Here is a 12,250-nt window from a genome sequence, read left to right as displayed (position 1 = left end):
CCAACAACGTGTATATCTTTTTTCATATGTCCTCCCCAAATCCTGATTACTAGTTTAGCGGAATCAAGCGAGATGCTTACATCAACAGAAGCGAGTTTAGTATCAATCGTAAACTTATCTTTCTAAACCCCCGGAACTATCAAATCCGTATCATCCGGTACGTATCCGAGCTGGCGTGCCATAGAGACCATTTGACCTTTGTGATGAAATTCATGAGTGATGGTATGAGTGAAGAGCCATAAGACTGACAATTCCTCGTCTTCTTCCTGCCAAGACACAGGCCCTTTTACATTCTTATCCAACTGGCCGTCATATGTATCAAGAAAACGGTATACTAGGCTGTCTACTTCACTGAAAATATTTCGCATGTCCTGCACACTCTTGACCATCCATGGCTCACCCACCCTGACGTTTGCTTTCAGTCCAAAATTAGCTAGCCAGGATTGATAGCATTCGGCAACATGTATATGCAGGTTTCGGATAGACCCCCAGCCGAACCCATCAAGCTCTTTTGCGTAATCTTCCGGATCCAGCTTCTCACAAAACGCAAACAGTAACTCTCTTGTGCTTTTAACCAAATCATATTGACGTTTTAAAACACTCATGTCAATCCCCCATATAGATTTTTAACACTGATTCTCGAACTATTTCTATATTAACATAAATGGTGTACACTAATATGTATTATCAAAAAATTAAAAATGGGGTGAGTAAATTGGATACATCCTTTATTTCACCGGATAACACATGGGCACTCTGGGCATTCCTGACAGGCTGGGCTGCCATCAGTATTTACCTTGAACAAAAATACGCATGGGCATCTAAGGTATCTGGAGCAATCATAGCGTTGATCGGGGCGATGGTGCTAGCTAACCTGAACGTCATTCCGCTTGAATCCGGTGTTTATGATGCAGTTTGGGATTATGTCGTACCACTTGCGATTCCTCTGCTTTTGTTTCAGGCCAACATTAAAAAAATCTGGCAGGAAAGTGGACGGATGCTGACCATCTTTCTGTTAAGCGCAATTGGTACTGTGGCAGGCACCATTATTTCGTTCATGCTGCTTAAAGATGTCATTCCACACTTAGACAAGTTAGGTGGGATGATGGCGGGATCTTATACCGGCGGGAGCGTGAATTTCGCTGCCATGGCTTCTAAATTCGAGGCTCCAGGGGAACTCGTTTCAGCGACAGTTGTTGCCGATAATGCGATGATGGCACTATTCTTTTTTGTTTTAATGGCTATTCCGGCGATCTCCTTGTTCCGGAACAACTATCAAACACCACATATGGAAGAAGTGGAAGCAAAGACATCCGAGGATGAGGGAAAAACGCAAGCAGCTTCATTTTGGCAACGAAAAGAAATTTCCCTAAAAGATATTGCCACAAGTATTGCCACTGCATTTGTGCTTGTTGCCGTATCCTTTCAGCTGGCCGATTTATTTGCCGGCATTATTCCAGACGGTGAAAATACGAACATATTTTATCAGATTATTGGCGGGATTATTGGCGACCAGTATCTGATGTTAACGACGCTGACCGTTTTGGCGGTGATTGCATTCCCGAATTACTTCGAAAATATCCGGGGAACACAGGAAATCGGAACGTTTTTGATTTATTTGTTCTTTGTTGTGATCGGTGTACCGGCATCGCTGGCATTGGTTATCACAACGGCACCGCTTCTGCTCGTTTTTACATTGATCATCGTGCTCATGAATTTATTATTCTCTCTTGTGTTAGGGAAATTGTTTAAATTTAACCTTGAGGAAGTAGTGCTTGCAAGCAACGCAAACCTTGGCGGCCCGACAACAGCTGCAGCCATGGCGATTGCTAAAGGCTGGAACAAACTCATTGTGCCAATCCTGCTCGTTGGTACACTCGGCTACATTATCGGGAACTATATAGGAACAGGGCTGGGCATATGGTTCCAAACCTTCATATAGATTAATCATGAAAAGAGGAGCGTCCTGATAAGGACCCTCCTTTTTCATGTCGATCAATACGGTTTCCACATAACTTTCTTTGCCTCTTCAAAACGTCTATTCACACTGTCCCAGCAGACGACATTCCACCAAGCATCGATATAATCACTTCGATTATTGTGATATTGCAGATAATAGGCGTGCTCCCAAACATCAAGGACCAATAATGGAATGATATCCTGCTGTGACCGGTTCTGATGTTTTTCAACTTGCAGAATCTCGGTTCGCCGTGATCGTGGCGACCATACAAGCATGGCCCATCCGACAGCCTGAACTTTATCAGCTGCATTCGTAAAGTGTTCCTTAAACTTGTCAAAGCTGCCGAATGTCCGATTAATTTCTTTCGCGATAGCGCCATCTGGTTTTCCGCCGCCGTCTGGACTCATATTATCCCAGAAAATCGTGTGCAGATAGTGCCCAGCTCCGTTAAATGCCGCCTCACCTTCCCAGTGACTGATCAATTCATAATCACCGGTCTTTCTCGCTTTCTTCATTTCTTTTTCAGCCTTGTTAAGTCCGTCAACATAGCTTTGATGGTGTTCCTGATGATGAAGGCGCATGATCTCCTCACTAATATACGGCTCCAAAGCATTATAGGCATACGGAAGCGGCGGCAAGGTATGTTTGCCGATCGGTACCGTCTGATGTTGGATGGACTTCCGTTCATCATCAGACACCTGTTCGCTGGTGCTGTCCTTCGATGGTTCCTCCAGACTGATGTCCGGCTTTCCCTCCATCAATTGAGTGAATTCAGATTTGAGCTGGTGTGCCTTTGTATTCAGTGATTGAATCTTGTCAGTGGCATCTACGACCTCGTCATCTCCGAGTAATTGCTCACGATAATCATTCGCCATTTGTCCAAGCTCACGAAAACGGTCCTGCCACTCTTCCGGGTCCACTTTTGCATCCGTTGATATATCTGATCTTGTCTCTAGTGAAGCCACCAGCTGCTCGCATTGATCCGTCCAATCCGTCAAACGACGGAGCCATTCTGTTTCCTTTGATTGTGCCGTCATAACAGCAACGTCCTCCTTTTTATGGATGAAATACCTCCATTTACAGCCTATGCCGGAAAGCCCATTTTAGTAACACGCTGTTATGCGTCAGGTTTGCTCGTTATTAAAAACACTTTCATATCTCCTCATATCGGTATCAAATACTGATTTCCCGCTTCTTGAAAAAGGTAAATGACAGGAACAAAAACAAAAATAGATAGACGCCAAGCATCATAATGGAAAATGATAGTGTCATGCCTTCTATCGTTGGTCCTCCTGAAAAATACGCATCATTTTTACCGTTCGTTTTGTCTCCACACTGTGCACAAATGTTTTTTGCTCCTGTATAATGGTTCTGTCATCAAGAATTAAAGGGGAATAACTATGGATGGAAAAATTCACGCAATCATCGGGGCAGGAACCGGAATAGCAGTTGCGCAGTCAACCGGACAGGATGCCATCAACACAGCTGTACTGATGACTGCCGGTATGATTGCCGCATTAGCACCGGATTTGGATACAGCCGGAAAATTAGCCAATAAAATTTCACTTTCACATAAAATGATTCAAAGTTTTGTGCGGTCAACCGGTATTTTAACGGGGATCTATGCCTGGATTGTTTTGGCCGGGACAGAAAAGTATATTGGATTAGCTTTAGGCATTTTCCTCTTCATGATTGCACCGAAGTTTTCACAAAAACTTATGCTGGCAATAAGTGGTGCTGCCATTATTACAGTCGGAATATTCATATCGGAAGTTTGGGTGTGGCTGACTGGGATTTATGTGGTGGCAGCTGCATTGGTGCCGCACAGGAGTTATACACATTCATTGATCGGTTTTTTGTTTTTTAGTGTCATTGCCTTTTATATCAGCCAGGATATTGTGGTTTATGGTTTACACTCGACGCTTATATTGGCTTACGGGAGTCATCTATTGATGGATATGCGGCTTTTGCCCGGGAATAAACGGGGGATTCGATTATTGCTGCCCTTCACTCAGGTAGAGATTTAAAGAGGTGTAAGGGGGAAAGCGGCGGATTTCGTAAAACAGCTTCTCCCTCCTGTCACACCCCGGAAATAGCTCGTCTCGCCAGTCTATCGGCATGGGGATTCTGTTTTTCAGGAACCCATTTAATGAAGAAATAAGGAAAGCTGTCTGCCTTCTTCTGGATGGCGGCAAGCAGCGGCTGGTAGACCTGATTTTTCGTAAAACCGTTCTCGACAGCATCGACGACTAATTTGGAATCTGAACGGAACGATAGAATGTCATCAGGAAAATGTTCGATGCAAATTTCTAGCGCTTTCACAACAGCGTGAAACTCTGCTTCATGATTAGACATCACGCCCAATGGAAAAGAAAATTCGTATATTGTCCCATGGTCTTTAATGTAAACACCTGCTCCGCTGGCACCCGGATTACCACTGGATGCCCCATCTGTGTAGACTTCAATCAATATGTGGTGCTCCTTTCATGATGTGCCGACAGCCTTGCTGCTGCGGAATTTATATTATAACACACCATTAATCTTCCACATCATCGCCGTAGTAGTCCATTTCCTCAGAACGTTGCTGCTGCCGGTATCCATACATAATGTTTCGGACCGTTTTATCGTTTTCCAGACCGGAGCCAATAGCACCAGCGACCGTTGCAACCGACGTGACAAGCCACGTCAGCTGCATAAAATGATGGAAGCCGACCTTATCCTCTTCCATGCCTACAACATCACTAAATAATTCAGGTGGTACAATGAAAGCGACCGCCGTCAAAAACAATACGAATAACATCACATAATAGACACTTACAGCAACAACCAATGTTAGAAATGTAGCTGCATTATACAATAATCTCATTTTCCGTTGGCTTTTCCCGCTCGGTTTTTCCCACAGGTTGTGCGCGAAAATGATCCAAATCACCATACCAAGAATAGCCCCCAGCATTAACACCACAAAACGTGTTGATTCATACGATGCACTGAGTCTCCAGAGTGTCCGAAAAACAAGCCCGTATGCACCCGTTGCGAAAGCGATGGCCATCACACGTTTAAAGGCCGGGATAATCGACCACGGTCTGTTCGCATGGGTCATTCCCAGGAGCAGTCTAAACCTTCCATACGTTCTGGGTTTGAGGATGAATCGGACATCGGATTTTTCAATTCCATCATCAGGAGCCGTGATTTTACGGACCGGTGAAAAAAACCGTCTCGCCAGCAAACCGGTATTGTGGACGATATTGTCCCCGTTGGCTATCAGTTTGCCATTCACCCTGAAGTATAATTCACCGACCATTTGGATGATTGCTTTCTTGACTCGCTTTTGTACAGGCGGGAGCCCAAACGCGGGAACAGATATTTGTGCAACACCTTTTTCATCATTCACATCCCCCAGCACAACACCCTTATTGGAAAAGACAGGCAGATCAGTCAGACACACCGTATAATGCCACTGATGTGCCTGCTTAATGGCCTCTGCCCGCTTAATCAGCCTGTCCACATTTTCGGCAGCACCTGTAAGGGGATCACGAACAACACTGACCTCCCAAGAAATATCACCATCAATATTTTTAGACAAGGCTTCCGGTAGGCGTTCCATTAATTTGGAAGCAACTGTTTCCGGTAATTCAGGGGCCGGGATCAACCCTACTGTTAGCTTATTCACCATAACAAAAGCGCCCTCCCGCTGCTGTTTTCCGTCGTTTGCTTTTCCATCCGATTACCTTAGTCATTCCCGATTTTAAGAACAGGAAAACAAGCAGCAACATGTCACAGGAGGATGATAAGTTTAGCGTTATAATCCTGTGAATCCGGCTTTTTCCTGATGTTTGACGTTTTTCCAGCATGGACATTTTGCAAATTTACTATTGAACAATGTCTCTCATGATGAAGACCATGCTTTACGAATAAGAGAGATTGAGTTACGATTATTATAAGATAATTTATTAAATTATGAATTTTATTACGCAGGCATCTGCCCTCCTATGTGAAAGATCATTGCAAAAGAAGGTGGAACAGTGAACCTTACCTATTTTCTGTTCTTTCTGTGTATCATTGTATGTACGTTAATCATTACATATTGGGCGGCGAAGCAGAGTAAAACGACCAATCAGTTTTATGTGGCGGCAGGCCGTTTAACCGGGATCCAAAATGGAATGGCGATTGCCGGGGATTATATCAGTGCGGCATCTTTTCTAGGAATTATCGGGACCATTGCCATCAGCGGCTATGACGGGTTTTTGTATGCGATCGGTTTTTTAGTTTCCTATTTAATTGTTTTATTTTTTATCGCTGAGCCGGTTCACCGGCTGGGCAAATATTCGCTCGGCGATGTCGTTTGCTCACGTTTTCCGGGTAATCAGATACGCTGGATGATGGCGATTGGCGCACTCATTATTTCCATTCTGTATATGATTCCGCAGCTGGTGGCTGCAGGTCTTCTGCTCCGGCTACTGCTGGATATTAACTATTCCACTTCCGTCCTGATTATCGGCAGTTTAATGACGATTTATGTTGTGTTCGGGGGCATGTTTGCCACATCATGGGTGCAAATTGTGAAAACAGTCGTGCTCATGTCGGGGACGTTTTTGCTGGCATTAATTGTTTTTTCGCGTTTTGACTGGAATATGACGGCATTGATTGCCCAGGTGACATCGGGCACGCCATTGGGGGAGCAATTTTTTCTGCCTGGCAACCTATATAATGACCCGTTAGAAAGCCTGTCATTACATCTCGCCTTAATCCTTGGAACAGCGGGACTGCCGCATATTTTGATCCGTTTCTTTACAGTCCGGAATACGCAGGAAGTCCGCAAATCACTGCTGACCGCCAGCTGGATTATTGGCAGTTTTTACATCATCGCCCTTGTTCTCGGATTGGGTGCCGTTGCGCTAATCGGGTATGGGCCATTAACAGCAGCTGATCCGACAGGGAATCTTGCTGCACCGCTGCTTGCTGGAGAATTGGGCGGGGATTTCCTGATGGCTTTCATTGCGGCCATCGCGTTTACAACGATTATTGCAGTTGTCGCTGGCCTGGTCATTTCAGCCACAACAGCTTTTTCACACGATGTCTATTTCCACATTATTAAAAAAGGACAAACAACTGAGAAAACACAATTACGTGCGGCACAGTGGACGGCATTTGTCGTTGGACTGATCTCTACATTGTTTGCGCTTGGACTGAAAAATATTAATGTGACCTTCCTCGTTTCCTTAACCTTTATTGTAGCCGCTTCGAGCAATCTGCCAGTACTGTTGTTCACGATTTATTGGAAGCGTTTTAATGAAAAAGGGGCCATCACAGGAATGATAACGGGACTGGCCGTTTCCCTGACACTGCTCGTGCTGGGACCGCACATTATGAATCCTGATGGCGGATGGATTCCGCACGAGCCGCTTATTCCATTATCGAATCCGGGCATTGTTGCGATTCCAATCGGATTTTTGGGGACTTTTCTGGGGTCTCTGTTAACAGAGCCGTCAGTGCAAAACACTGCAGAATTCCGGCAATTCTATCTGAAGGCTCAGACAGGGATTGAAACGAGGGAACATCACCAATGAAGTATTTAACGATGATTTTGTTCGAACGGTTGGGATTATTGCTTGTCATTGCCTTTGTGCTGACACGCATTCCCGGTTTCAGGTCACTGCTTGAGCGTGAATTCAGCAAAAAAATGACACTTGTCCATGCCTGTGTGTTCGGCCTGTTCGGGATGGCCGGTACGATAACCGGAATTGTCCTTGATGGGGAAACGGTTACTGCCCGCGATTTCGTTTGGATTGCTGTCGGTGAGGATCAAATGGTAGTCAGCTTAAGTCTTGTTGCGATTGTCATTGCAGGGTTGCTGGGCGGACCTTTCGTCGGATTGGGTGCGGGCATCATCGCCGGAGCACATCTTTTTTTCCTGGGAGGCATAGGCTTTATAGCGAACAGTCTTGTCAATCCACTGACAGGACTCTTGGCAGGGTGGACTGCCCGCTTTTTTTCAAATGAGCGAGTGATTTCACCGATGAAAGCTTTGTTCATTGGCGTTTTCCCGCCGGTTCTGCAAATGCATATGCTGCTGATTGCTGAACCGAATTCAGAGGATATGATTGCAACCGTGAACACGATTGGCTTGCCGCTCGTTTTATCAAACAGCATTTCCATTGCTATTTTTACCGCTATGATCGGAATTGCACTAAAGGAGCAAGAAAATGAAGCAGCCCTCGCAACCAAACAAGCACTGACCATAGCGGAAGAAGCACTCCCGTTTATAAAAAAAGATTCCGCCCGGGAAATGGCTTCAGGAATTGCCGATTTACTTTATGAACGCTTAGAGTTGGCTGCTGTTTCCGTAACTAATGAACGGGAAGTTTTGGCTCATCGGGGGATGGGGGATGATCATCATAAAGAAGGTGATCTGATCAATACATCTTTGTCCCACCACGCGATTGACTCCCGGCAGATGCAGGTGGCCTACTCGCGTTCGGAAATACAGTGCCGGCACGAAAATTGTCCGTTCGAAGCAACCATTATTATCCCGATTATGGATGCACATGAATCAGCAGGACTGATTACATTTTACTTCCGGAAAGCACATCACATGCGCCCAGTGGAACTCGTGCTGGCCAAAGGATTAGGACAATTGATTTCCAATCAGCTGAATACCATCGCAGCGGAAAAATTAAAAACGCATATTCGTGATACGGAACTGAGAAACCTTCAGGCACAGATCAATCCGCACTTTCTGTTTAATACACTCCATTTAATTGCAGCATTATACCGAAAAGACCCAGAGAAAGCACGCCATATTACCGTACATCTGGCGCATTATATGCGTTTTAATATCGGACTGGTTTCGACATCACTTATCCAGCTGGAAAAAGAATGTCAGCACGTCAAGGCTTACATTGAAATCATTCAAACGCGCTTTTCCAGCCGATTAACGATTCATTTTTCGGAACCTGATGAGATTGCCGATACTTTTATCCCGCCGTCAACGATTCAGCCGCTTGTTGAAAACAGCGTGCGGCATGGCTTGAAAAATGTGATAGACAGCGGAGAAGTTATCGTCAGCATGGAAAAGACCAGCACAAACATTCGGATAGCTGTACGTGACAATGGATCCGGATTCCCTGAAACGATTTTAAAAGATGCCGGAAATACTTCACCGAACCAGCAAAATGGAGGTGCCGGGCTGTACAATGTCAATCAGCGTTTAATCAGTTTGCTTGGTGAATCAGCACGATTGCATATACGCAATTTGCCCGACAGTGGAAGTGAAGTTTATTTTACGATTCCGTATAATGATAAATGAAGAAGGAAGGTATAATCATGAAGACGACTCACGCCATGATTGCTGAAGATGAACAGCTGGCACGTGAAGAACTCATCTACTTATTGAAACAAGAATCTGACGTCATGATTTGTCCCAACGCTGAAACAGGTGAACAATTAGTTGATTTATATGTGGAACATGAACCTGATGTTATTTTTCTGGATGTACAAATGCCAGGAATGACAGGTGTTGAGGCAGTAAAACGTATCGTTCAACTCTCTTATATCCAGCCACCGCTTTTCATTTTTACGACAGCTTACGATGAATACGCAGTGGATGCATTTGAAATTGCAGCTGTTGATTATTTGCTGAAACCTTATAACGATGCCCGTTTTCAAAAGACAATGAAGCGAATCAGAAAGCAACTGGAACAAACTGCCCTGAAAAAAGACAAGCAGCTTAAGTCTGCGGATCATTCAGCGACCTCAAAACTGCTGATTGACGATGGTGATCGCATGGTTGTTTTATCACCCGATTCCATTTTTTATGCCGTCCCATCCAACCGTTTGCTGGAGATCCATACAAAAGATGAAGTGATCGAAAGCCGGATGACGTTACAGGAATTGGAGGAAAAACTGCAGGGGCTTTCCTTTTTTCCGGACACACCGAAGTTACCTGGTCAACCTGAATTATGTCCGTGAAATTACACCGTGGATTAACGGTGCCTACAATGTAACCCTGAAAGATAAAGATCACACAACATTACCGGTCAGCCGCTCAGCACGGAAAATTTTGCTTGAAACGTTTAAAAGCTGACCGCTCACCAATATATTTTGACAATTCAAACACCGCTGACAACAATTGATTCAATTTTTCCCGCAGCAGGTCTAAACATCACTTATACTTCATAGTAAACGTTTTCAATCATCTGGAGGTGATTTCTTTCGAATGCGATCTGACAAGAAGTGAGCGGCCGGCCATATGACAACTGCGTCCACCCTTTGCTTTAATTCGAAATCGACGGGAGGTTTTTTATGAGTAATGTAAGCGAAGATAACACGAGCCATCATGTCAATCATAATGTTGACTTTGAAAAGGTGGAGCAAAGTGAGCAGTTTAAAAACTTTATGCAAAACAAGAAAAAATTCATCTTGCCGTATACTATTTTCTTTCTGATCTTTTATTTTTTGCTTCCGATTTTAACGTCTTATACAACATTTTTGAATACACCAGCAATCGGTGATATTTCATGGGTATGGCTGTTTGCATTTGCGCAATTTGTGATGACGTGGGTTCTATGTACAATTTATGTAAAAAAAGCCGCTTCCTTTGACGATCAGGCAAATCAGATCATTGAAGATCAGATTCAGGATGGAGGGAAGGCGTCATGAGTCCAACGGTTATCGTGCTCTTTCTAGCTATTGTCTCTTTGACACTAGTCATTACTTATTGGGCTTCAAAACAGACCCAGACAACCGGTGATTTTTATACAGCTGGCGGAGGTCTGACCGGATTCCAGAATGGGCTCGCCATTTCAGGTGACTATTTATCTGCTGCCTCTTTCCTTGGGATTGCCGGGTCGATTGCACTCTATGGGTTTGATGGTTTCTTTTACAGTATCGGTTTCTTGATTGCTTATCTTGTTGTTTTATTTTTAGTAGCAGAACCGCTGAGAAACCTCGGCAAATATACCATTGCTGATATGCTTAATGCAAGGTTCGATGCCAAAAAAGTAAGAGGCGCAGCAGCACTGAGTACCATCACCATATCTATATTTTATATGATTGCACAACTCGTTGGTGCCGGAGCGCTTATCCAGCTGCTGTTTGATATTCCTTACACGGTGGCTGTCCTGATTGTCGGTGTTATGATGACCATCTATGTGCTGTTCGGCGGCATGATCGCCACAAGCTGGGTACAGATCGTCAAGGCAGTTCTTTTGATGGCGGGTATGCTGATCATCTCATTCCTCGTCTTATGGCATTTTAACTTTAATATCGGGGCCATGTTTAGCGAAGTCAAAACGGCTACAAGTCATGGAGCCGACTATCTGAACCCAGGGTTGCAATATACGGAACCATTGGGGACTATCTCCCTGATGTTGGCTCTTGTGCTTGGAACGGCCGGTCTGCCGCATATTTTGATGCGCTTTTTTACCGTTAAAGATGCCAAAACAGCTAGAAAGTCAGTTGTTACAGCAACATGGATCATTGGGGTTTTCTACGTATTGACGTTATTTCTTGGTTTTGGAGCAGCTATTTTTGTTGGCGATGCAACGATTGTAGAGGCAAACCCTGGCGGCAATATGGCCGCACCATTGCTGGCAGAAGCATTGGGCGGAGAGTTTCTATTTGCGTTTATTGCTGCCGTGGCATTCGCTACCATTTTGGCGGTTGTAGCTGGTCTTGTCCTCTCGGGGGCATCAGCATTTGCCCATGATTTATATGGACAGATCATCAAAAAAGGAACAGCATCTGACCGGCAGCAAATGCTGGCAGCACGCTATGCAGCTTTCGCCGTGTCTGTACTCGCTATCGTTTTGTCATTGTTTGCACAATATTTGAACGTGGCATTCCTTGTATCGCTGGCCTTTTGTATTGCTGCCAGTGCCAATTTGCCGGTTATCCTTTACACAGTGTACTGGAAAAGGTTCAACACAACAGGAGCTGTCACAGCAATATTAACCGGCTTATTCACAGCATTAATCCTTGTATCCATGAGCCCGAGTGTATTCTCGCCGGTGGAAGGAGAAGCGTTGTTTGTCGGCGAACCGATCTTTCCGCTTACCAATCCAGCTTTGGTTTCGGTACCGCTCGGTTTTCTCGGGGGTTATCTTGGTACGATATTCTCCGGGCAAACAGATGTGAAACGGTATGCCGAGGTCAAAATTAAAGCCAATACAGGGTATCGAGGAACAGGAAGCTGAAGATTTGTTCATGATGAGAGCGACTGCTGTAATAGCGGTCGCTTTCTTGTATCGGACGTCGTGCGAATAGAGATTACTGTCTCGGTTTAGAGGGACA

The 12,250-nt window shown here is 44.7% G+C and carries 12 protein-coding genes; 8 read left to right on the top strand and 4 right to left on the bottom strand.

The annotated features are described in order from the left end of the window. Window positions 1–122: 122 nt before the first annotated feature. Window positions 123–605 carry a DinB family protein gene (locus tag BM195_RS06215; protein ID WP_090235274.1) on the bottom strand — a complete coding sequence of 161 codons (483 nt, stop codon included), beginning with the start codon at window positions 603–605 and terminating at the stop codon, window positions 123–125. A gap of 110 nt (window positions 606–715) precedes the next feature. On the opposite strand from BM195_RS06215, the gene BM195_RS06210 reads away from it, so the two are divergent. Then, window positions 716–1,942 (top strand): DUF819 family protein, encoded by a 1,227-nt coding sequence (locus BM195_RS06210; protein WP_170848179.1) that lies wholly within the window; start codon window positions 716–718, stop codon window positions 1,940–1,942. A gap of 53 nt (window positions 1,943–1,995) precedes the next feature. On the opposite strand, the gene BM195_RS06205 is transcribed toward BM195_RS06210, so the two are convergent. Further along, the gene (locus tag BM195_RS06205) at window positions 1,996–2,997 is read right to left on the bottom strand and encodes a superoxide dismutase (RefSeq protein ID WP_090235267.1); all 1,002 of its coding nucleotides are present in this window, start codon (window positions 2,995–2,997) and stop codon (window positions 1,996–1,998) included. Window positions 2,998–3,360: 363 nt separating this feature from the next. Between BM195_RS06205 and BM195_RS06200 the strand changes: the two genes are divergently transcribed. Further along, window positions 3,361–3,987 carry a metal-dependent hydrolase gene (locus BM195_RS06200; protein WP_090235265.1) on the top strand — a complete coding sequence of 209 codons (627 nt, stop codon included), beginning with the start codon at window positions 3,361–3,363 and terminating at the stop codon, window positions 3,985–3,987. Between the two features lie 52 nt (window positions 3,988–4,039). Here BM195_RS06200 and BM195_RS06195 read toward each other — a convergent pair whose 3' ends face one another. Together BM195_RS06195 and BM195_RS06190 are read right to left on the bottom strand one after the other, a co-directional pair. Continuing rightward, on the bottom strand, window positions 4,040–4,429 hold the full coding sequence (locus tag BM195_RS06195; protein ID WP_090235258.1) for a reverse transcriptase-like protein: 390 nt from the start codon (window positions 4,427–4,429) through the stop codon (window positions 4,040–4,042). Window positions 4,430–4,496: 67 nt separating this feature from the next. Continuing rightward, window positions 4,497–5,633: an MFS transporter gene (locus BM195_RS06190; protein ID WP_090235244.1), complete on the bottom strand. Its 1,137-nt coding sequence runs from the start codon at window positions 5,631–5,633 to the stop codon at window positions 4,497–4,499. 349 nt (window positions 5,634–5,982) lie between these two features. Between BM195_RS06190 and BM195_RS06185 the strand changes: the two genes are divergently transcribed. The 6 genes from BM195_RS06185 (at window position 5,983) to BM195_RS06165 (ending at window position 12,153) form a co-directional block, all read left to right on the top strand. Then, the gene (locus BM195_RS06185) at window positions 5,983–7,527 is read left to right on the top strand and encodes a solute symporter family protein (protein ID WP_090235241.1); all 1,545 of its coding nucleotides are present in this window, start codon (window positions 5,983–5,985) and stop codon (window positions 7,525–7,527) included. Next, complete coding sequence (locus BM195_RS06180) at window positions 7,524–9,266, top strand: LytS/YhcK type 5TM receptor domain-containing protein (protein WP_090235236.1); 1,743 nt, start codon at window positions 7,524–7,526, stop codon at window positions 9,264–9,266. The genes BM195_RS06185 and BM195_RS06180 overlap by 4 nt, the downstream gene beginning before the upstream one ends. A gap of 17 nt (window positions 9,267–9,283) precedes the next feature. After that, the gene (locus BM195_RS06175; protein ID WP_342028018.1) at window positions 9,284–9,928 is read left to right on the top strand and encodes a LytR/AlgR family response regulator transcription factor; all 645 of its coding nucleotides are present in this window, start codon (window positions 9,284–9,286) and stop codon (window positions 9,926–9,928) included. After that, window positions 9,903–10,043, top strand: a complete 141-nt coding sequence (locus BM195_RS18970; RefSeq protein ID WP_342028020.1) for a LytTR family DNA-binding domain-containing protein — start codon at window positions 9,903–9,905, stop codon at window positions 10,041–10,043. Before BM195_RS06175 ends, BM195_RS18970 begins: the two co-directional genes overlap by 26 nt. A 218-nt stretch (window positions 10,044–10,261) precedes the next feature. After that, entirely contained in the window at window positions 10,262–10,618 is a 357-nt protein-coding gene (locus BM195_RS06170; RefSeq protein ID WP_090235232.1) for a DUF485 domain-containing protein, read from the top strand. Further along, window positions 10,615–12,153 (top strand): solute symporter family protein, encoded by a 1,539-nt coding sequence (locus BM195_RS06165; protein WP_090235229.1) that lies wholly within the window; start codon window positions 10,615–10,617, stop codon window positions 12,151–12,153. Before BM195_RS06170 ends, BM195_RS06165 begins: the two co-directional genes overlap by 4 nt. Window positions 12,154–12,250: the final 97 nt, after the last annotated feature.

It is taken from the genome of Lentibacillus halodurans (assembly GCF_900112045.1).
Taxonomy (GTDB): Bacteria; Bacillota; Bacilli; order Bacillales; family Amphibacillaceae; genus Lentibacillus; species Lentibacillus halodurans.
Note: the sequence above shows the minus strand (reverse complement) of the source record. Positions and strands in the feature narration are given on the sequence as shown.

What these genes read in the sequence shown, in the direction of transcription:
- BM195_RS06200 (WP_090235265.1), top strand. Translation starts at nt 3,361, where the DNA reads ATGGATGGAAAAATTCACGCAATCATCGGGGCAGGAACCGGAATAGCA.
- BM195_RS06170 (WP_090235232.1), top strand. Translation starts at nt 10,262, where the DNA reads ATGAGTAATGTAAGCGAAGATAACACGAGCCATCATGTCAATCATAAT.
- BM195_RS06205 (WP_090235267.1), bottom strand. Translation starts at nt 2,997, where the DNA reads ATGACGGCACAATCAAAGGAAACAGAATGGCTCCGTCGTTTGACGGAT.
- BM195_RS06175 (WP_342028018.1), top strand. Translation starts at nt 9,284, where the DNA reads ATGAAGACGACTCACGCCATGATTGCTGAAGATGAACAGCTGGCACGT.
- BM195_RS06165 (WP_090235229.1), top strand. Translation starts at nt 10,615, where the DNA reads ATGAGTCCAACGGTTATCGTGCTCTTTCTAGCTATTGTCTCTTTGACA.
- BM195_RS06215 (WP_090235274.1), bottom strand. Translation starts at nt 605, where the DNA reads ATGAGTGTTTTAAAACGTCAATATGATTTGGTTAAAAGCACAAGAGAG.
- BM195_RS06190 (WP_090235244.1), bottom strand. Translation starts at nt 5,633, where the DNA reads ATGGTGAATAAGCTAACAGTAGGGTTGATCCCGGCCCCTGAATTACCG.
- BM195_RS06180 (WP_090235236.1), top strand. Translation starts at nt 7,524, where the DNA reads ATGAAGTATTTAACGATGATTTTGTTCGAACGGTTGGGATTATTGCTT.